Annotated in this window: 20 protein-coding genes; 7 read left to right on the top strand and 13 right to left on the bottom strand. The window is 65.6% G+C overall.

All coding sequences use genetic code 11. The annotated features are described in order from the left end of the window. Nucleotides 1-8 precede the first annotated feature (8 nt). Together J2Y55_RS28155 and J2Y55_RS28150 are read right to left on the bottom strand one after the other, a co-directional pair. Entirely contained in the window at nt 9-971 is a 963-nt protein-coding gene (locus J2Y55_RS28155) for a cell division protein FtsX (RefSeq protein WP_310159923.1), read from the bottom strand. Beyond that, the gene (locus tag J2Y55_RS28150) at nt 958-1,581 is read right to left on the bottom strand and encodes a cell division ATP-binding protein FtsE (protein WP_404979058.1); all 624 of its coding nucleotides are present in this window, start codon (nt 1,579-1,581) and stop codon (nt 958-960) included. The genes J2Y55_RS28155 and J2Y55_RS28150 overlap by 14 nt, the downstream gene beginning before the upstream one ends. Nucleotides 1,582-1,878: 297 nt before the next feature. Between J2Y55_RS28150 and J2Y55_RS28145 the strand changes: the two genes are divergently transcribed. From J2Y55_RS28145 to J2Y55_RS28135, 3 genes are all read left to right on the top strand, one after another. Next, nucleotides 1,879-2,655 (top strand): zinc-ribbon domain-containing protein, encoded by a 777-nt coding sequence (locus tag J2Y55_RS28145; RefSeq protein ID WP_310159920.1) that lies wholly within the window; start codon nt 1,879-1,881, stop codon nt 2,653-2,655. Nucleotides 2,656-2,777: 122 nt separating this feature from the next. Continuing rightward, nucleotides 2,778-3,338, top strand: a complete 561-nt coding sequence (gene hpt, locus J2Y55_RS28140) for a hypoxanthine phosphoribosyltransferase (RefSeq protein ID WP_310159918.1) — start codon at nt 2,778-2,780, stop codon at nt 3,336-3,338. Nucleotides 3,339-3,341: 3 nt separating this feature from the next. Further along, a complete protein-coding gene (locus J2Y55_RS28135; protein WP_069688669.1) occupies nt 3,342-3,716 on the top strand; it encodes a response regulator in 375 nt (124 codons plus the stop codon). Between the two features lie 3 nt (nt 3,717-3,719). Here the strand turns inward: J2Y55_RS28135 and J2Y55_RS28130 are convergent, their stop codons facing one another. Then, nucleotides 3,720-4,280, bottom strand: coding sequence for a TspO/MBR family protein (locus J2Y55_RS28130; protein ID WP_310159917.1), 561 nt, complete (start codon nt 4,278-4,280; stop codon nt 3,720-3,722). Nucleotides 4,281-4,451: 171 nt separating this feature from the next. Here J2Y55_RS28130 and J2Y55_RS28125 point away from each other — a divergent pair, with 171 nt between their 5' ends. Further along, nucleotides 4,452-5,606: a trans-sulfuration enzyme family protein gene (locus J2Y55_RS28125; protein ID WP_310159915.1), complete on the top strand. Its 1,155-nt coding sequence runs from the start codon at nt 4,452-4,454 to the stop codon at nt 5,604-5,606. A gap of 201 nt (nt 5,607-5,807) precedes the next feature. Here the strand turns inward: J2Y55_RS28125 and J2Y55_RS28120 are convergent, their stop codons facing one another. Then, complete coding sequence (locus tag J2Y55_RS28120) at nt 5,808-6,497, bottom strand: OmpW/AlkL family protein (protein WP_404979055.1); 690 nt, start codon at nt 6,495-6,497, stop codon at nt 5,808-5,810. Between the two features lie 257 nt (nt 6,498-6,754). Between J2Y55_RS28120 and J2Y55_RS28115 the strand changes: the two genes are divergently transcribed. Continuing rightward, a complete protein-coding gene (locus J2Y55_RS28115) occupies nt 6,755-8,050 on the top strand; it encodes an aminotransferase class V-fold PLP-dependent enzyme (RefSeq protein WP_310159914.1) in 1,296 nt (431 codons plus the stop codon). A 35-nt stretch (nt 8,051-8,085) separates the two neighbouring features. Here the strand turns inward: J2Y55_RS28115 and J2Y55_RS28110 are convergent, their stop codons facing one another. Further along, nucleotides 8,086-8,607 carry a cysteine dioxygenase gene (locus tag J2Y55_RS28110; RefSeq protein WP_310159913.1) on the bottom strand — a complete coding sequence of 174 codons (522 nt, stop codon included), beginning with the start codon at nt 8,605-8,607 and terminating at the stop codon, nt 8,086-8,088. A 193-nt stretch (nt 8,608-8,800) separates the two neighbouring features. On the opposite strand from J2Y55_RS28110, the gene J2Y55_RS28105 reads away from it, so the two are divergent. Beyond that, nucleotides 8,801-9,271 carry an Lrp/AsnC family transcriptional regulator gene (locus J2Y55_RS28105; RefSeq protein WP_310160009.1) on the top strand — a complete coding sequence of 157 codons (471 nt, stop codon included), beginning with the start codon at nt 8,801-8,803 and terminating at the stop codon, nt 9,269-9,271. A 61-nt stretch (nt 9,272-9,332) separates the two neighbouring features. On the opposite strand, the gene J2Y55_RS28100 is transcribed toward J2Y55_RS28105, so the two are convergent. Continuing rightward, nucleotides 9,333-10,952: a peptide chain release factor 3 gene (locus tag J2Y55_RS28100; RefSeq protein ID WP_310159912.1), complete on the bottom strand. Its 1,620-nt coding sequence runs from the start codon at nt 10,950-10,952 to the stop codon at nt 9,333-9,335. 163 nt (nt 10,953-11,115) lie between these two features. On the opposite strand from J2Y55_RS28100, the gene J2Y55_RS28095 reads away from it, so the two are divergent. Then, nucleotides 11,116-12,789 (top strand): methyl-accepting chemotaxis protein, encoded by a 1,674-nt coding sequence (locus tag J2Y55_RS28095; RefSeq protein WP_310159911.1) that lies wholly within the window; start codon nt 11,116-11,118, stop codon nt 12,787-12,789. A gap of 134 nt (nt 12,790-12,923) precedes the next feature. On the opposite strand, the gene J2Y55_RS28090 is transcribed toward J2Y55_RS28095, so the two are convergent. The 7 genes from J2Y55_RS28090 to J2Y55_RS28060 all read right to left on the bottom strand — a co-directional run bounded on the left by J2Y55_RS28090 (nt 12,924) and on the right by J2Y55_RS28060 (nt 18,698). Further along, on the bottom strand, nt 12,924-13,703 hold the full coding sequence (locus tag J2Y55_RS28090; RefSeq protein WP_310159909.1) for an ABC transporter permease: 780 nt from the start codon (nt 13,701-13,703) through the stop codon (nt 12,924-12,926). Continuing rightward, nucleotides 13,700-14,626, bottom strand: coding sequence for an ABC transporter ATP-binding protein (locus J2Y55_RS28085; protein WP_310160008.1), 927 nt, complete (start codon nt 14,624-14,626; stop codon nt 13,700-13,702). The genes J2Y55_RS28090 and J2Y55_RS28085 overlap by 4 nt, the downstream gene beginning before the upstream one ends. Nucleotides 14,627-14,956: 330 nt before the next feature. Then, nucleotides 14,957-15,454, bottom strand: coding sequence for a hypothetical protein (locus J2Y55_RS28080; protein ID WP_310159908.1), 498 nt, complete (start codon nt 15,452-15,454; stop codon nt 14,957-14,959). Nucleotides 15,455-15,591: 137 nt separating this feature from the next. Next, entirely contained in the window at nt 15,592-16,215 is a 624-nt protein-coding gene (locus J2Y55_RS28075; protein ID WP_310159907.1) for a hypothetical protein, read from the bottom strand. Nucleotides 16,216-16,295: 80 nt separating this feature from the next. Continuing rightward, nucleotides 16,296-17,531, bottom strand: coding sequence for an FtsX-like permease family protein (locus J2Y55_RS28070; protein WP_310159905.1), 1,236 nt, complete (start codon nt 17,529-17,531; stop codon nt 16,296-16,298). Then, nucleotides 17,528-18,259, bottom strand: a complete 732-nt coding sequence (locus tag J2Y55_RS28065; RefSeq protein ID WP_310159904.1) for an ABC transporter ATP-binding protein — start codon at nt 18,257-18,259, stop codon at nt 17,528-17,530. The genes J2Y55_RS28070 and J2Y55_RS28065 overlap by 4 nt, the downstream gene beginning before the upstream one ends. Further along, entirely contained in the window at nt 18,237-18,698 is a 462-nt protein-coding gene (locus tag J2Y55_RS28060; RefSeq protein ID WP_310159903.1) for a hypothetical protein, read from the bottom strand. Before J2Y55_RS28060 ends, J2Y55_RS28065 begins: the two co-directional genes overlap by 23 nt. Nucleotides 18,699-18,712: the final 14 nt, after the last annotated feature.

Below are 18,712 nucleotides of genomic sequence, written 5' to 3'. Positions count from 1 at the left end.
AAGGGTTTTTAAGCTAACGCGCGTAAATAATGTCGCACCGTGAAGCGTGAGACGAGCCCCGCGATCGCCGCCACCACCGCGGCCACCATGATCACCGCGACATAGCCCGACCAGCCGATCTCGAAAGCCCCGAATAAAGCCTGCAATTGTTCTGCCTCGGGCGCCGCGCCCAAGCGCGACGCCACGAAACCGAGCAGGGCGATCACGACAATCGCGCCCGCTCCACCGATCGCGCCGCCCCTCAGGCCCAGCCTGACGAAGCGGCTCTGGAATTCACGTGCGATGAAGGCGTCGTCGGCTCCCACGAGATGCAGCACCTCGACGCTGTCGCGGCTGCCGGCCATGGCGCCACGCGTAGCGAAGGCGACGGCGAGCGCGGCCGCCGTCAGCACCAGCAGCACGACGGCGGCGCCGGACAGGATGATGGTGTTCGCCATGGTCGAGAGCCGGCGCACCCAGAGGCGGTGATCGTCGAGGATCGCGCTCGGGAGCTCGTGGCGCAGCGCAGCGCTGAAAGCCGAGAGATCCGGCCCGACAGTCGATCTCAGCTTGATCACGATCAATCGGGGCACCGGCAATTCGACGAGATCGAGCCCCGTGCCGAGCCAGGGCTCGAGCAGCTTATCCGATTCCGCCTTCGGCACCACGCGAACCGTCTCGATGCTGGCAACGCCCGCCGCCATCGCCACCGCACGCGAAAGATCGGCCTCCATGTCGCGGCGCGAATCCGGCCTGATCTGGATCGTCATCTCATTGGCGACCGCGCCGCGCCATTGCTCCGAGGCGCGCGCCGCCAGCACGGCCGCGCCGGCGCTCAACGCCGCCAGGAAGGTCAGGATAGCGATGACCGCCATCAGCGCCCGCCCCGCTACCGAATCGAGCGGCACCAGAGGCTGGTCACGCCGCAGGTTCGGCGGCAAGGCCAGCCCCTCATGCTCGGCTTCATCGCTGTCGGCTTCATGCATCGACATGCAGATGCCCGTCGACGAGGACAAGACGCGGCGCGTCGTAGAGCTCCATCAGCGCAAGATCATGCGTCGCGATCACCACCGCCGTGCCCAGCGACTGCAATTCCATGAACAGCCGGAGCAGGCGCCGGCCAAGGCCGGGATCGACATTGCCCGTAGGCTCGTCGGCCAGCAGCAATTCAGGCCGGCTGATCAGCGCGCGAGCGATCGCGGCGCGCTGCTTCTCGCCGCCCGACAGGACCGGCGGCACCGCATGCATGCGCTCGCCTAGCCCAACCCAGCGGAGCAGTTCGACGACCTCGGCGCGGTAGCTCGTCTCTTCCTTGCCAAGCACGCGCAGGGGCAAGGCCACATTCTCATAAAGCGTGAGATGATCGAGCAGGCGAAAATCCTGGAACACCACGCCCATACGGCGGCGAAAGGCGGTCAGCGTCGTCGCGTCCAGGCGCGAGACGTCCTGCCCGAACAGGTTGACCAGCCCCCGCGTCGGCTTCAGCGCCATCAGGACGAGACGGATCAGCGTGGTCTTGCCGGCGCCCGAGGGGCCGGTGAGATACTGGAACGAACGCGGCGCGATGCTGAAGTTGATGTCCTTCAGCACCTCCGGGCCCATACCATATCGCAGGCCGACATTCTCGAACCGAACCAAACCGCCATCCCTTCGAGCCGCATTGCGAATCTCGCTTGCGATCCTACACCTCAAGCGCGCCGCCCCGGAATGCGACGTGAGCGACCGCCACCTTGGCGCACAGGTTCTTCACGAGGCGTTAACCATAAATCAGCCCAATGGAGAGGGTGGCCCGCAATCGCGGGCAACGGAGCTTGAACCGCGATGACGCAGGGTGAAGGCTCCCTGGCGACGCCGGCCACGATTGTTCAACCGAGGCAAGGAGCCGAGCCTGGCAAGCCCATGCTGATCGTCTGTCCATCCTGCTCCAGCCGGTATGAGCTCGACGCGGCCAAGCTCGGCCCGACGGGACGCAAGGTCCGCTGCGCCTCCTGCCAGACCTTGTGGCATGTCGACCCAGCGCAGGATTTTCCGGAGCCCCCCAGCGCGGTGGAGACGCAGGCCCTCCTGAACGAGGAGCTCGAGCGCGCAAACGAAATCGACGCGCAGATCAGCGCCGTCGCCTCCGAACCCACGGATACGGTCGAGGCCCTCCCACCGCCACCGCGCAAGCCGGGCAAAGGCAAGCGCTCCCCGGCGAAGAGCGCCAAGACCGGCCAACCCCGCCCGCGCCGTGCTGCAACCTTCGTCGCGCTCGGCCTTGGCGGCGCAGCGCTGCTCGGCCTCCTCGTCTGGCAGCGCAATCTCGCCGTGCGCGGCGCGCCGCAGCTCGCCATCGTCTTCGAGAAGCTCGGCCTTCCCATCAACGTCCGCGGCCTCAGCTTTAGTGCGGTCGAAAGCGGGCTGGTCGAAGATGGGCAGAATCGCTTCCTCGTCGTCGAGGGCGACGTGACCAATATCAGCAAAGGCAAAGCGCCGATGCCGCCAATCGAAGTCGCGGTCAAGGATGCCGCCGGCCAGACCCTCTACACTTGGACGACAGAGCCGCCGCGACCGAATCTGGAGCCAGCCGAACTCGTCCGCTTCCGCGCCAGGCTCGCCTCCCCGCCCGAGACCGGGAAATCCGTGCTGGTGCGCTTCACCTCGGCCAAGGCGACAGGCCTCGCCAACGCGCATTAAGGCGGATAGAGCCTCTGGCCGATCCGCGCGGATGCTATAAACCTGCCTGAAAGACGAAGCGCGCGACATTCTGCGCCGAAAGGCTGGCCGGTCCCGACCCGCCGCGAAAGGACGACGAGACGATGACTGAAGCCCGGCGCATCAGGGTGCTCTACGATGAAGGCGAGATCGCGCATCGCAATGAGGAGATGGCGCGGATGATCGCGGCGAACTCGCCGCCGGATCTGCTCGTGGTGGCGGTGCTGAAGGGCAGCTTCATGTTCGTCGCCGACCTGATCCGTTCCATGCATCGCGCCGGCATGACCCCGCAGGTCGAATTCGTGCATCTCTCCAGCTATCGTAACGCCACGATCTCGTCCGGCCAGGTCGAGATCCTGCGCGACGTGCAAAGCGACGTGCGCGGCCGCGAGGTGCTGCTGGTCGACGATATTCTTGAATCCGGGCGCACGCTCGCCTTCGCCAAGGATCTGCTGTCGGCGCGCGGAGCCGCCAAGGTCTCGAGCGCCGTGTTGCTGGAAAAGCCGGGCAAGCGCGCCGTCAACATCAAGGCGGATTATATCGGCTTCGAATGCCCGGACTATTTCGTCGTCGGCTATGGCATGGACGTTGCTCACGCCTATCGGCAATTGCCCTATGTCGGCGTCATCGAGACGGCCGATCAGGCTGGCCTGCCCGGGATCTGAACGATGTCGCGAATTCTGGTCGTCGATGACGAGGAACCCCTGCGCACGCTCGTGGCGCGCGGCCTCACCATGGATGGGCATACCTGCCTGATGGCGGCCGACGGCGCCGAGGCGCTCGATATCCTGATCGCCGAGAAGGGCCGCTTCGACCTGCTTCTCACCGATATCCGCATGCCGCTGATGGACGGGATCGCGCTTGCCCTCGCCGCGAAACAGGAGTTCCCCGAACTGACCATCATGCTGATGACGGGTTATGCCGAGCAGCGCGAGCGGGCGAAGAGCCTGGAGGCGATCATCTCCGAGGTGATGGTAAAGCCGTTCACCATCGCCGATCTGCGCGCGACCGTGATGAAGGTCATCGAGCGCTCGATCGGCTAAAACCTACTTGTTTAGCCACCAGATCGAGACGTTGAGCAGCGTCGCGAACGAAACCCAGGCCGCATAGGGCCAGAGCAGACCGGCCGAAAGCCGGTCGAGCAGCCGGAATTGCGCGATCGTCGTCAGAATCAGCGCCAGCAGTGGCACGATCACCAGGATTCCGCCGACCGGGCTATTGAGCCCAAAGAAAACGCAGGACCACAGCAGGTTCAGCGCGAGCTGGACATGATAGACGGCAAGCGCCCGCACCCTGCCCGGCGTCACCGCCGGCAGGCGCAGGATGCGATAGACGGCATAGGCCATCATCGCGAAGAGCAGGGTCCAGACCGGCCCGAACACCCAGTTCGGTGGATTGAAGACCGGCTTAGCCAGGCCCGCATACCAACCGGGGATCTGCGGCACGGTCACTGCGCTGCCGACAATCGAGGCGACGACGACAGGAACGATCACGATCAACGCATTGCGCCAGGGTGCGGCGGTGTGGGTGCGGGGTGCGGATGGGGCGCTCATGCGTGCGAGATGGGGCAGCCGCGCGGCCTTGGCAAGGCCGCGCACTTGCGTCACCGGCCTGCCCTGCTCCAGATGGCCATTCCTAGAGCCTTGCGCGAAAAAGTGGATACCGGTTTTTCGCAAGAGCAATGCTCTCAACTTTTGGACTCGATCACATCGCATTCGGACGATGCCGTCCGAATGCGATGTGATCGAGTCACTCATGGAACCATTCGGGATCGCCTCATGTCCAAGCGCTCGCTCCATCCCCGCTCGCTCGCCGCGCAGGCCATGGGCAAGATCGACCCGCAGACCAGGGGCGTGGTCACCCCGATCCATATCGCCACGACCTATATCCGCGATGAGGACAACGCCTATTCCTCGGGCTTCGTCTATGGCCGCCCGGACAACGAGACGATCCGCGAGGCCGAGAGCGTGCTCGCCATGCTGGAGGAAGCCAAGGCCGGCGCGCTGCTCTTCGGCTCCGGCATGGCGGCGGCGACCGCCGTCTTCCAGGCGCTGTCGCCGGGTGACCATGTCGTCGCCTCCAAGGTGATGTACTGGGCGCTGCGCGCCTGGCTCCTGACCGAGGCGACGCGCTGGGGGCTGATCGTCGACTTCGTCGAGACGGACGATCTCGCCGCACTGCAGGCGGCCGTGAAGCCCGGCGTCACCAAGCTGATCTGGGCCGAGACGCCCTCGAACCCGCTCTGGACCATCACCGACATCGCCGGCGTGGCCGAGATCGCGCGTAAGGCCGGCGCCAGGCTCGCAGTCGACTCGACTTGCGCCTCGCCGGTGCATACGCGGCCCCTGACGCTCGGCGCCGACATCGTCATGCATGCCGCGACCAAGGTGCTTAACGGCCATTCCGACGTCGTGGCCGGCGCGCTCTGCGCCCGACAGGACGACGAATTCTGGAATCGCATCAAGACCGTACGCAAGGGACAAGGCGGGATTCTGGGGCCCTTCGAGGCCTATCTGCTGATGCGCGGCCTGCGTACGCTCCATCTCCGGCAGGAGCGCCAGAGCGCTTCCGCCATGGCGCTGGCGCAAAGGCTCGCAGCCCATCCGCAGGTGGCGCGCGTGCTCTATCCCGGCCTACCGCAGCACCCCGGCCACGACATCGCCGCCCGCCAGATGGAAGGCGGCTTCGGCTTCATGCTCTCGGTGCAGGTGACGGGCGGCGAAACGGCTGCGATCAAGACGGCGGCTCATGTCGAGCTCTACAAGCGCGCCACCTCGCTCGGCGGCGTCGAGAGCCTGATCGAGCATCGCGCCTCGATCGAGGGCGCAGGCTCGCCCTGCCCGACGGACCTGCTCAGACTCTCGACCGGCATCGAGGATGTCGAGGATCTCTACGCCGATCTCGATGCCGCACTGAAGGCCGGGCACGCTTGAACGCGATGCCGCGTTCTTGATCGCGGGTCTTCCCGAAGGCGCGAGGCGCGGCTGTGTCGCAGCCAGCCGACCGGTCGATGTCGCCGCCGCGGCAACCACCTCGCGTGAACCTATCTCATCGACGATATTGGCTCCCCTGCGGACAAGGGAGCCAATATCGTCATGTGAACAGGGGGCAGGGATAACCTGCGCCCGGCAGACTTAGAACTTGTAGGTGATGCCAGCGCCGAACAGCCAGGGATCGATCTTGACCTTGCCGGTCACGAGCCCTGCGTTCACCTTGACCTTCGGCTCGAGGAAGATCTTCTTCACGTCGAGGTTCAGGCCCCAATGCTGGTCCAGCATGATGTCGACGCCGCCCTGCAGGGCGAGGCCGAACGTGTCTTGCAGGTTAAAGCTCGTGAAGCCGCCTTTGGCCTTCTCGTTGAAGAACACGGTGTAGTTCACGCCGACGCCGACATAAGGTTTGAAGGCGCCGAATTCGGTGAAGTGATACTGCAGCATCAGCGTCGGCGGCAGCAGCCAGGCCGAACCGATGCGAGCACCCGCAAGCGCGCCGGCGCCCTTCACATTATGTGGGGTGACGCCGAGGACCAGCTCGACGGCGATGTTCTTCGTGAAGAAATAGCTGATGTCGAGTTCCGGCACGACCGAAGTCGAGATGCTGACATCGGCGCCGGGCACCCTGACGCCACCAATGCTGAGCCTTGCGCTTTCCTGCGGCATGACCACGAGAGCCCGGCCGCGGACCATCCAGGGGTTCCACACCGTCATGGTCGGAGCCAGCGGTGCGCTCTTGGATGAAGGCAGATCGGAGGCTTGAGCGCCACAGATAGCGCTGGAGCCAAGCAGGAATGCAGACAGGCAAGTGCGTAACACGACAGACTTCATGACGGGCCCCCCAAGGCGAGACGGCCCGCGATCGCAAGGAGTTCGTCGCCGGGCACATCACCCATCAGCGCCTATTCGCTCCTGCGGGAATTGATCCCGGTCAAAATCAAGACGCGCCAACGGCCGATCGAACCCCACTGTTGCATGTCGGGCACACGCCCATGGGGCGGCGAGGTTCGCACCTGACCTTGGAACACCGTCACAGGCCTGAAACAGGGCGGCGCTAGCCCAGCGCGACCATCGCAAGGAGATCGACCATGTCGGGCCAGAAGCTTGAAACCAGCCGCCGCGCGCTCTTGCTGAGCCTGGGGGCCGCAGCCCTGGCCCTGCCCGCCGCCGCGCGCAACCTGCCGGCGCTTCCGGCAAGCAATCTCGGCAGCGATGCCGGCTACTGGAGCGCGGTGCGCGATCTCTACAGCGTCACCCCCGACATGGTGAATCTCGAGAACGGCTATTGGGGCATCATGGCCGAGCCGGTGAAGGCCGAGTACAAGCGCCTGACCGACTTCGTGAATTTCGAGAACACGGTCTATGCCCGCACCAAGATCGGGCAGGATCTCGACGATGTCCGCGCGCCACTCTCCGCCTTCCTGGGCGTCACGCGGGACGAGATCGCGCTGACGCGTGGCGCGACCGAGGCGCTGCAGGCGCTGATCTCGGGCTACAACAAGCTGAAACCCGGCGACACCGTGCTCTATGCCGATCTCGACTATGATTCGATGCAATACGCCATGAACTGGCTGAAGGATCGGCGCGGGGTCACGGTCGCCAAATTCGACATCCCCGAGCCCGCCACCCGTCAGGCGGTGCTCGATGCCTATGACGCCGCGCTGAAAGCCAACCCCAAGACCAGGCTGCTCCTGCTGACCCATATCAGCCACCGCACCGGGCTGATGATGCCGGTCAAGGAACTCGCCGCCATGGCCAAGGCGCGCGGCGTCGACGTCATCCTCGACGCCGCCCATAGCTGGGGCCAGATCGACTTCCAGGCCAAGGATCTCGGCATCGGTTTCATCGGCTTCAACCTGCATAAATGGATCGGCGCGCCGCTCGGTGTCGGCATGCTCTACATCGCCCGCGAACGGCTGGCCGATATCGATCCCTATATGGCCGATGAGGATTTCAAGGCCGACGATGTCCGCTCGCGCGTCCACACCGGTACGCCGAACTTCGCCGCCCAGCTCACGGTCCCGACCGCACTGGCGCTGCATCGCGAGATCGGCCCGCAGGCCAAGGAGGCGCGCTATCGCCATCTGCGCAATTACTGGGTCAGCAAGGCGCGCGAGCTGAAGGGCGTCGAGATCCAGACGCCCGACGATGCCACAATGGTCGCCGGCATCACCTCCTTCGCGCTGACCGGCAAGCGCTCGCCGGCCGAGACGAACGCGATCGTCGCGGCGCTGCGCGACCAGCACAAGGTGATGACGGTGCGGCGCGGCGGCGTCGCCAAGGGCAACACCATCCGGATCTCGCCGGCTCCCTACATCATGGAAGCCGATCTCGACCGCTTCGTCGCGGCGCTGGCGGTGGTCTCGGGCAATCGCGCCGGCTGAGACGCCGCGACTGCCAGGCTCGCCGTCGGGCGCGTTCAGCCGCCGACGGCGGTGTATTCGGTCTCGATTGAGGAGGCGTGGGCCTCGTGATCGAAGCCGTAGATGTGGATCGAGATGGCGTCGCCAGCGCCGAGATTGCGCATGCGGTGGATATTGGGACCCGAGGGCAGCATGCAGCCGACATAGCCAGCCTGGCGCTCCTGCTCCTCGGTCGGCACGGCACGGGCCGCGTCGATGGCGCGATACCAAGTCTCGGTGATCGTACCGGCGACGACGCCAAAGCAGCAGGAGCAGTGATGGTCGTGGATGCAGGTGGTCGCGCCTTGCGCCCAGACGATCGCCCAGACGCTGACCGCTTCATTGCCGGCGAGCAGGTTTCGGGTGTAGCCCCCGGCTTTGCGTTCGAGCGGCAGGCGCTGGACAAGATCGGGCATCGCGACGAGTTCGCGCAGGACAGTGCGGGCGGCGGCGAGATAGTCGCGCGAGAGCGTGCCTTCGTCCGTCCGCAGACTGCGCAAGACGGCGCCGCGCCGCTCCTCGTTCAGAAACCCCTGCATGCCGCGACTCCCCTCGCCCAATCTCCAGATAAGGATAGCGGAGCGGCGTGAAACGGGTTTGCAAACTTGCGGCGAGACCGGCGATTCCTGAAAATTGTTGCCAAGTCTAGCGATAAAGTTAGAAAATTATCGCGCTCGCATGATTCCGGGCGATCATTATATTCCGTATCGCATTGGGAGTTCCATGGCCAAGTTGGACGCCTTCGACCTTCGCATCCTGGCGCGGCTGCAGGAGGATGCGAGCCTGCCGCTGGCGGAACTCGCCGAAGCAGTCGGGTTGTCGTCGACGCCGTGCTGGCGGCGCGTGCAGAAGCTGGAAGCGGCGGGCTATATCCGCAAGCGGGTGGCGTTGCTCGACCGGGCCAAGCTCCAGGCCGGCGTGACCGTCTTCATCGCGGTCAAGACGGCACGTCACTCGATGGAATGGCTGGAGCGCTTCCACGCCGCCGTGCTCGATTTGCCCGAGATCGTTGATTTCTACCGGATGAGCGGCGAGATCGACTATCTGCTCAAGGCCTGTGTGTCGGACATCGCCGCCTATGACGTGCTCTACAAGAAGCTGATCTCGCGGATCGATCTCAACGACGTGACCTCGATGTTCGCTATGGAGGAGCTCAAGTCAACGACCGCGATTCCGCTGGGATTTGTGGAGCGGGCGTCGTGAACACGGCTAGTCGCGGAATGTCCGCAATAGGAAAGCAGCTCCTCATTTATGAGTTTGCTACCTAGCCCTTCGCCACCTTCTGATAGTCCTTCACATCGGAAAAGCTCACCTCCGGGGCGCGCTCGGCGTCGTATTTCAGGGTGAACTGGCTGGACGCCATGAAGACCGGGTCGCCGTCGAGATCGTCGGCCATCGAGGACGGCTTCAGGGAGACGAATTTCTGCAGCGCCGCCTTGTCGTCGGACGAGACCCAGCGCGCGATCGAGAACTGGCAAGGCTCGAAATCGACCGGCAGCGAGTATTCGACATCCATGCGCTCCTTGAGCACGTCGAGCTGCAATGCGCCGACCACGCCGACGATCGCCGGCGCGCCGTCATGCGGCAGGAAGAGCTGGACGACGCCTTCTTCGGCCATCTGCTGCAGCGCCTCGCGCAGCTTCTTGGCCTTCATCGCGTCCTTCAGCTTGACGCGGCGCAGGATTTCCGGCGCGAAGCTCGGCACGCCCTTGAAGACGATGTCCTCGCCCTCGGTCAGCGTGTCGCCGATGCGCAAAGTGCCGTGGTTGGGCAGGCCGACGATGTCACCGGCATAGGCTTCCTCCGCGATCGAACGGTCGCGGGCGAAGAAGAATTGCGGCGCGTTCAGCGGCATCGGCTTGGCGGTGCGCACCAGCTTCGCCTTCATGCCGCGTGAGAGCTTGCCCGAGCAGACGCGCATGAAAGCGATGCGGTCGCGGTGGTTGGGGTCCATGTTCGCCTGGATCTTGAAGACGAAGCCGGTCATCTTCGGCTCGTCCGCCTCGATCGCGCGCTTGTCGGCGATCTGCGCGCGCGGACTCGGCGCATAGGCCCCCAGCGCATCGATCAGGTCGCGCACGCCGTAGTCGCGCAGCGCTGCGCCGAAATAGACCGGCGTCAGATGCCCCTCGCGAAACGACTCCAGATCGAACGGCTTGAGCCCCTCTGCAGCGAGGAAGACCTCCTCGCGCCAGATCTCGGCTGCTCCGTTGGGCAGCAACGTGTCGAAAAGCGGATCGTCGGGACCTGAGACCGCCAGGTCCTGCGTGGTCTCGTCGCCCTTCTGGTTGCGACGGAAGGTATTGGCCTTGAGATCATAGGTGCCGACGAATTCGCGCCCGCGCCCGACCGGCCAGGTCATCGGCGCGACATCGAGCGCCAAAGTGGTTTCGATCTCGGCGATCAGGTCGAACAGGTCGCGGGTCTCGCGGTCGACCTTGTTGATGAAGGTGACGATCGGGATGTCGCGCAGCCGGCAGACCTCGAACAGCTTCTTGGTGCGCGCCTCGATGCCCTTGGCCGCGTCGATCACCATCACCGCGGAATCGACCGCGGTCAGGGTGCGGTAGGTGTCCTCGGAGAAGTCCTCATGGCCCGGCGTGTCCAACAGGTTGAAGACATGCCCGCCATATTCGAACGTCATCACCGAGGTCACGACCGAGATGCCGCGCTGGCGCTCGATCTTCATCCAGTCGGAGGAGGTCTGGCGGCGGCCGGCCTTGGCCCGCACCTCGCCGGCGAGCTGGATCGCGCCGCCGAAATAGAGCAGCTTTTCGGTCAGCGTGGTCTTGCCCGCGTCCGGATGCGAGATGATGGCGAAGGTGCGCCGGCGCGCATGAGGGGCGGTCGTCGCGGCCGCCTCGCTGGTCTGAATGTCGGTCATGGCCGTGTGAGAACAGGATGAGGCCGGGGAAGTCAATCAGGCCGGCTCCAGGGTGGCGTGCAATTACCTCGGCTTAATCATTCCTCGCCACTATGCGGGGCTCCCGGGTCAGGCTTTGCGCACCGGCCCGATGAACGGGAGACAGCGCCTATGGATGGTCGCCTTGCGCAAGATTGCCAACCAGATTTTCGCAAGCGTGACCTTGCTGGCGCTGGCGGCTGCGCTCACCATCTTCATCGGCGTCCAGACACTCAGCCGTTATGCCGCGATGACGGACGAGATGCAGGCGGCCTCGCGCAGAGTGTTGATGGCCGAACGCATGAACGGTCTCGTCAATGCCGTCGTCATGGAAACGCGCGGCATCATCATGAGCCGCGATGCGCAAGACGCCGAGCAATTCGCCCAGCCCCTGATGGCCGAGCTCGCCGATATCCGCAGACTGCTCGCAGACTGGCGCCAGCTTGTCGAACCGCATGACGAAGCCGCGTTCCACGAGGTCGCGGTCCAAGTCGAAGCTTTCATCCTCCTCCGCGAGGAAGCCGTGCGCCGGGGCCGCGTATCCGGCCCGGCCGCAGTCAACGAGCTCACCAACAACGAACGCAACCGGGCCAATCGGCAAGCCTTGAACGCCGCCCTCAAGCGCCTCGCGGCGCTCAGCGGCGACGCCAGCGCCGCAATCGACAGTGAGCTGGACAAGCTCCAGAAGGGCAGTATTCGCACCCAGATCCTGATCGGTACGCTGGTCATCTCGCTTGGCCTTGCCCTCAGCCTGATCGTCGTGCGCTGGCGAGTGGCGAAACCGCTGCGCCTCCTCGCCAAGACGATGCAGCGCCTGGCCTTTTCCGAGCCCGTCGATGCCATTCCCTCGACCGCGCGGCCAGACGAGATCGGTGACATGGCGCGCGCCGTCGTCGTGTTTCGCGACAACGCCCTGGCGCGCGGTTCGCTCGAAGCCGATGCGCGCGCCTCCGAGGCCGCCAGAGCGGGCCGGCAAGCCAGGCGCGAGCAGTTGATCGCCGATTTCGACGTCAGGATCGAGGCCGTGCTCGACACGGTGCGCGCAAGCTCCCGCGAGATGGAGGCGACAGCGCGCAGCCTTTCCACCATTGCGACCGACGCCACCTCGCAGGCCGGCGGCGCGCGCAGCGCCTCGCTCGATGCCTCCGACAGCGTCCGCGCTGTCGCCGCCGCCTCAGAGGAGCTCTCGGCCTCGATCGCGGAAATCGCCGAGCGCGTCGGCAAGGCCAACAGCGTCGTCACCAACGCAGCGCAGGACGCTGAAGCCGCGAGCACCAGTGTCGCCAATCTGGCGCAGGCAGCGAGCAACATCGCCAAGGTGGTCGGGCTGATCCGCGATATCGCCGCCCAGACCAATCTGCTCGCACTCAACGCCACCATCGAGGCCGCCCGCGCCGGCGAAGCAGGACGCGGCTTCAGCGTCGTGGCCGGAGAGGTCAAGCTGCTGGCGAGCCGGACCGCGCAGGCGACGGACGAGATCGCGGCCCAGATCGGCGCCTTCGAGCGCGAGACGCAGGACGCTGTCGTCAGCATCGAGACGATCGCGGCCGTCATGAGCGAGGTCGCGCAGCATACCGTCGCCATCGCCGGTGCCACCGCCCAGCAGCGGATCGCGACCTCCGAGATCGCCAACAGCGCCCAGGCCACGGCCGGCAGCACGGCGAACGTCGCCAACCAGATGGAGCACGTCACCGCGGCTTCCGAATCGGCGACGGCTTCGGCGAGCCAGGTCCTGGTCACCGCCGAGAAGCTGGCGCGCGAGGCGCAGGATCTGCGCGGCGCGGTCGAGACCTTCTTCAGGGATGTGCGGGCGGCCTGATTGGCCGGCCGTTCGTAGAGCCTTGCGCGAAAAAGTGGGTACCGGTCTTTCGCACGAGCAATGCTCTGAACCTTTAGTATCGGCCCGAAAAGTGGGAACCGCTTTTCGGGACAAGCCGATGCGGAATCAAAGCCTCAGTTCTTCAGGCGATAGCCGGTGCGGAAGATCCAGCCGACGATGGCGATGCAGGCCGCGAGGAAGACCAGCGTCATCCCCAGGCTGACGCCGAGGCCGACATCCGCGACGCCATAGAAGCTCCAGCGGAAGCCGCTGATCAGGTAGACGACCGGGTTGAACAGCGCGACCGTGCGCCAGAAGCCCGGCAGCATGTCGATCGAATAGAACGAGCCGCCGAGGAAGGTCAGCGGTGTCACGATCAGCAGCGGCACCACCTGCAAACGTTCGAAACCGTCGGCCCAGATGCCGATGATGAAGCCGAACAGGCTGAAGGTGGTCGCGGTCAGCGCCAGGAAGAGCAGCATGAAGAACGGATGCTCGATCCTGATCTCGGGCACGAAGAAGGAGGCCGTCAGCAGGATGATCAGCCCGAGCAGGATCGACTTCGTCGCGGCTGCTCCGACATAGGCGATCACGGCTTCCCACCAGGCGACCGGAGCCGAGAGCAGTTCGTAGATCGTGCCGGTGAATTTCGGAAAATAGATCGCGAAAGAGGCATTGGCGATGCTCTGCGTCAGCAACGAGAGCATGATCAGCCCGGGCACGATGAAGGCGCCGTAAGGTACCCCGCCGATCACCGGCATATGCGAACCGATCGCTCCGCCGAAGACGATGAAATAGAGCGAGGTCGAGATCACCGGCGAGACGATGCTCTGCAGCGGCGTGCGCCAGGTCCGCGCCATCTCGAACAGATAGATCGCGCGGATGGCATGCCAGTTGACGATTGCGGCGGTCATCGACGGTCCCTCACCAGGCTGACGAAGATGTCTTCGAGCGAACTCTGGCTGGTGCGCAGGTCCTTGAAGCGGATGCTCGCCTGGCTGAGGTCCTGCAGCAGCGCTGTGATCCCCGTGCGCTCGGCCTTGGTGTCGTAGGTGTAGACGAGCTCGTTGCCCTCAGCCTCCAGCGCCAAATTGTAGCTCGCCAGCGCAGGCGGCACGGAAGCCAGCGGCTCCTGTAGGGACAGGGTCAATTGCTTGCGCCCAAGCTTGCGCATCAGCTCGGCTTTTTCCTCGACGAGGATGATCTCGCCCTTGCTGATGACGCCGATCCGGTCGGCCATCTCCTCGGCCTCTTCGATGTAATGCGTCGTCAGGATGATGGTGACCCCGCGCTCCTGGAGCCCGCGCACGAGCTTCCACATATCCTGGCGCAGCTCGACATCGACGCCCGCCGTCGGTTCGTCCAAGAACAGGATCTGCGGCTCATGCGCGAGCGCCTTGGCGATCAGCACGCGTCGCTTCATCCCGCCTGACAGCATCCGGATCTGCGTATCGCGCTTGTCCCAGAGCGTGAGGTCCTTCAGCACCTGCTCGACCAGAGCCGGATCCCTGCGCTTGCCGAACAGGCCCCGGCTGAAGTTGACCGTGCTCCAGACGGTCTCGAAGGCGTCCGTCGTCAGCTCCTGCGGCACGAGGCCGATCTTGGCGCGCGCGGCGCGATAGTCGGTGACGATGTCGTGCCCGTCGGCCAGCACCTGCCCGCTGCTGGGGTTGACCAGCCCGCAGATGATGCTGATCAGCGTGGTCTTGCCGGCGCCGTTGGGCCCGAGCAATGCGAAGATCTCGCCGCGCCGGATCGACAGATCGACGCCCTTGAGCGCGCTGAAGCCCGATTTGTAGGTCTTCGACAGGTTGGTAACGGAAATGATCGGCTGCATGGGCGGCATATAGGCGAGATCACGACATGTTGCGATGCTGCGGGCATGCACGCCGCGCGCAACCGGGAAAGCATGTACGCCTGACGGGCTCTGTCAGCAGCCCGACATGGCAATGGCCGGAGCGAGGCCCGGCCATTGCAAATGTGATGCGAAGCGGCCCTCCGCTTCAGCGCATGAAGAACCAGAGCAGGATGATCAGGGGAATCGGCACACCAAGGAGCCACAAAGCAATCGAGCGCATTGAAAAACCTCTTTCGAACGGACCATGCTGGGGCAACGCCCCCATGGCGCGAAAGGTTCCTCAATCCCAGGCCCCCCCGGAAGCGCGCGCTATTTGAAGCTGATGCCATCGATCAGCTTGGACATGGCGGCGTCATGGGTTTTGTCGCCATCCGGCGAAGCCCAATAGGTCATCAGGATGATTTTGCCGCTCGCCACATTCGGATTGATCGCGACATAGCGGATGATCGAGGGGCCGTCCTTGTTGGTTGCAGCGAGTTCGGTGAAGGACCAGGCCCGGCCGTTGATCTCGGACTTCTTGGTCTCCGACGCGCCGGTGACCGTGACGCCCTCCTTCTGAAAATAGCGGTCATGCTCCTTTTGAACGCTGTCCATCTCGCCGGGCGCGATCAGCTCGAACCAGAGATAGACCTCCTCGTCGGGCGTCTTGATCTCGAGCCCGCGCGCAATCGTCTTGCCCGACCATTCCTCGGGGATCGTCACGGTCGCGACGGGATCCGCCGCGGTAAGGGTGAGCGGGCCCGCCAGAGCCGGCATGGCGGCCATCACAGCGGCAACGGTGAAAGCCCGGATCATGTTTGGCAACATCTCTATCTCCCCAGCGCCTTAGGCGTTTGCGCCTGCTTGTCGACAGATCTCGGCAGGCGAAAACCGCCAAGCCCTTCCGGCTCGGCCGCGGCACGTTGCCCTTGGGGCAGGAGGCTGGCAATCGGGTTCGCGCAGTTTCAGGCGAACGCCGTGACGCTGGGATGCCAACTTGGTTGATAGCCGTTCATGAGTGCGCTCAGCGTCGCCGGCGGCGTCAAGACGGCGACCGCGCCAGTTGGACGACGCCGGCGCGCGATATAGCCCGATGGCGACCAGAGCAGCCCGGCATCGCCCCTGAGAGCCAGAAAGCTCGCTTCGCTCGCGAGCATGGCGCCATCGGGTAGTGCGTCTGCCTCCAGCTGGTGCAGGCGCTTCGCGCGGCCGATGCGCCGCTCCGCATCGAGCCTGCGGTCGATAGCCGGAAAGAGCGGCGTCTCGCTCAAGCCGAGCCCGCTCACCAATGCCGCGCGATAGCGCAGCGCGTCCGCGCGTCGGCATTCCATGCAGGGCCGGTGCCCGGCGGCGAGCGCGGTCACCTCGTCGCAGAAGAACAGCTCGGTATAGCCCTGCCCCCAGACCTTTCGGCTGCGGCCCTTGAACGACAGCACGCAGCAGAGCCATTGCCGGTTGGCATAAAGTCGCGTCGGCACGGCGTGCGACCGTGGGTCATGGAAGCGCCCGCCGCGATTGCCATAAAACAGGCCACGCGCCGGATCGGCGAAAAGGCTGCCATCGGGACTGACACGATTGGGGAGAGGCATGCGGCGCACCACGCTCGGACTCGGAACGAGCTTAGGCGCCTCGATGTCAAACGGCGACAGCAGCGTGTCGCCGGACTGCTTCAGTCGCGCAAGCCGGCGACCGCCGGAGCGCGGTATGACATCAGCGCCGGCACCAGCGTGATCGCGCTGCCGACGAGCAGCAGTGCCGCGACGAAGACGATCTCCTGGCTCTCGATCGCGAAGACGAGCCGCAGCCCGGTCTGCCCGGCGATGACGCCCGACAGCGCTGTCGTCAGCACCGCGCCGGCCAGCAGGCCCGCGACGCAGCCCGCGCCGATCAGCCCGGCCATGCCCAGCCAGACGACCAGCAAGACATAGCCGCGCGGCGCCCCCAGCGCCCGCAGGATCGCATAGCGCCGCCGCCGCAGGCCTGCGACCGCTATCAATAGCAACAGGACCGCCGCCAGGATCAGCAGCGCATTGAGGAAGGAGGCTGCGACCAGGACGCTACGGACATCTCCGAGCGCGCGGTAGAGCGTGACCAGCACCTCGGCGGGAAAGAACGCCATCGTGCCGCCCTGGCGATATTGCGCCCGCAAGGCATAGGCCCCGGCGACGCTGCGCGGCTTGACGACCAGGGCTGGCACGCCGGGGATCCGCGGCCCGTCGAAGGGCGGCCCTATCCGCCCGTCATCCACGGCGTGGCCATTGGCGAGGCCGTGAATCTCCCAGACGCTCTCGACCGGCACCAGGATCGCGCGGTCCCAGGGCGAGCCGAGGCGCGGCAAGCGCCCGACCGCGACATAGTCGTGACCGGCATGGCGATGCCCGACCTCGTCCTCATGCGCCACGCCCGGGCGCCCGGTTGCGCCGAGGACGCCATGCGACGGCGCGATGCTGTCACCGAGGCCATAGCTGACATCAGCCCCCAGCACCGCCTCGCCCTCCCTCGCGAAGAGCCGGCCCTGCGCGGGCGCGAACCGCCCCCAGCGGCCGGCAAAGGCCGCCGTGGTGCCCACGATCACATAGCCCTTGCTGACGTCGCCGAAGGCGATGGGCGCGACGCCGGCGACACGCTCATCCTGCGCCAGCGTATTGAGCAACCGCCCGTCCATCAGCGGCACCGCATCCGGCTGGAGATAGACCGCCGACATCAGCAACTGCGTCTGGCTGCCCGGCGCGCCGATCAGCAGGTCGAAATCCTCGGCCGCGGCAGCCGAACTGCGTCGCAAGGCCCGCTCCTGCGCCCCGATCGCCACCCCGACAGCAACCGCGAGCGCGACCAGAACGATGATCGCCAGCGCCGTCCAGCGCAGGGCCCGGATATCGGCCCAGACCATCGGAAACGGGTTCATGCCGCGCTCTCGACCGGCACGACCGGCGCTGCCGCAAGCTCGATGCGCCGGTCCATCCGCGCCAGCAGCGCCGTATCGTGAGAGGCGCAGATCAGGGTCGCGCCGGTTTCGATAGCGACCTCGACCAGGAGCGCTCCGACCTCGGCGGCGTGGGCAGCATCGAGACTGGCTGTCGGCTCGTCAGCGAGGATCAGCGCCGGCTGCAGCAAAACCGCGCGCGCGATCGCCACGCGCTGCTGCTCGCCGCGCGACAGGACGCCGGCCTTGCGCCTGAGATCGGTCAACCCCATCCGGGCGGCGAGCATCGCCGCCCGCTCATGCTCGGCCGGCCCGATCCGCCAATGCGAGAAGGTCAGGGGCAAGGTGATGTTCGCCGCCACGTCGAGCTCAGGGATCAGGTGGAAATCCTGGAAGACGAAGCCCAGCGTCGCCTGGCGCCAGCGGTCGCGGGCGCTGACCGGCAGGTCGGAGACGACCATGTCGCCCCAACTGACCGAACCGGCATCGGGCCGGATCAGCCCGGCGACGAGATGCAGCAGCGAGGTCTTGCCCGAGCCCGAGGCACCGCGCAGACCCACCCGCGCGCCGGCTGGAATCGTCAAACCCGCGAGATCGAGCACCCGGAAGGGCCGGCCATCGCCGCCACGATGATCGAGCCTGATCCCGGTCAGCTGCAGCGCCCGCGCCGCAGCCGCGGGCCGCCGGTCAAGCGACGTGAAAACTGGCATCGACGAGTCTGATCTGGCTGACGAAGCCGGTCTCGGCATCGATCGCGGAACCGATTTCGAGCCGGCCGGAGACCGCGACCTTCTGCCCGGCGCTGACCATCGGCGTCACCGCCTTCATGAAGACCACGACGATATCGACCGGCCAGTCGGCATCGGACTGGCAGAACGGGCAGATCGCCAGAGGTTCGCGCGTCAGCACGAAGAAATGGCTTTCGGGCTTCAGCGGCGGCGCCATATAGCCGAGCATGCGCACCTCCTGCCCGCGCAGGCTCGTGGCGCGATCCGAGAACTGGAAGCCGAGCACGCCGAAGGATTTGTAGAGCCCGTCGAAGCTGATCGTCGCTTCGTCCGCGAGGGCGGTCTCGCAGAACGCGAGCGTCGCGAGCCCCTGAAGGAGCCCGCGACGGGACAGTCTTGCGAGGAGGATCGGTTGCTGCACGGACCATTCGCCTC

It is taken from the genome of Allobosea sp. BE125, from assembly GCF_031456075.1.
Taxonomy (GTDB): Bacteria; Pseudomonadota; Alphaproteobacteria; order Rhizobiales; family Beijerinckiaceae; genus Allobosea.
The sequence above is the reverse complement of the archived record's forward strand: the minus strand, read 5'-3'. Positions and strand labels throughout refer to the sequence as shown.

Coding starts and splice junctions, on each gene's coding strand:
- J2Y55_RS28085 (WP_310160008.1), bottom strand. CDS start 14,626: ATGCAGCCGATCATTTCCGTTACCAACCTGTCGAAGACCTACAAATCG.
- J2Y55_RS28155 (WP_310159923.1), bottom strand. CDS start 971: ATGTCGATGCATGAAGCCGACAGCGATGAAGCCGAGCATGAGGGGCTG.
- J2Y55_RS28135 (WP_069688669.1), top strand. CDS start 3,342: ATGTCGCGAATTCTGGTCGTCGATGACGAGGAACCCCTGCGCACGCTC.
- J2Y55_RS28100 (WP_310159912.1), bottom strand. CDS start 10,952: ATGACCGACATTCAGACCAGCGAGGCGGCCGCGACGACCGCCCCTCAT.
- J2Y55_RS28065 (WP_310159904.1), bottom strand. CDS start 18,259: ATGCCAGTTTTCACGTCGCTTGACCGGCGGCCCGCGGCTGCGGCGCGG.
- J2Y55_RS28120 (WP_404979055.1), bottom strand. CDS start 6,497: ATGAAGTCTGTCGTGTTACGCACTTGCCTGTCTGCATTCCTGCTTGGC.
- J2Y55_RS28125 (WP_310159915.1), top strand. CDS start 4,452: ATGTCCAAGCGCTCGCTCCATCCCCGCTCGCTCGCCGCGCAGGCCATG.
- J2Y55_RS28070 (WP_310159905.1), bottom strand. CDS start 17,531: ATGAACCCGTTTCCGATGGTCTGGGCCGATATCCGGGCCCTGCGCTGG.
- hpt (WP_310159918.1), top strand. CDS start 2,778: ATGACTGAAGCCCGGCGCATCAGGGTGCTCTACGATGAAGGCGAGATC.
- J2Y55_RS28150 (WP_404979058.1), bottom strand. CDS start 1,581: ATGGGCCCGGAGGTGCTGAAGGACATCAACTTCAGCATCGCGCCGCGT.
- J2Y55_RS28075 (WP_310159907.1), bottom strand. CDS start 16,215: ATGCCTCTCCCCAATCGTGTCAGTCCCGATGGCAGCCTTTTCGCCGAT.
- J2Y55_RS28090 (WP_310159909.1), bottom strand. CDS start 13,703: ATGACCGCCGCAATCGTCAACTGGCATGCCATCCGCGCGATCTATCTG.
- J2Y55_RS28115 (WP_310159914.1), top strand. CDS start 6,755: ATGTCGGGCCAGAAGCTTGAAACCAGCCGCCGCGCGCTCTTGCTGAGC.
- J2Y55_RS28110 (WP_310159913.1), bottom strand. CDS start 8,607: ATGCAGGGGTTTCTGAACGAGGAGCGGCGCGGCGCCGTCTTGCGCAGT.
- J2Y55_RS28145 (WP_310159920.1), top strand. CDS start 1,879: ATGCTGATCGTCTGTCCATCCTGCTCCAGCCGGTATGAGCTCGACGCG.
- J2Y55_RS28080 (WP_310159908.1), bottom strand. CDS start 15,454: ATGTTGCCAAACATGATCCGGGCTTTCACCGTTGCCGCTGTGATGGCC.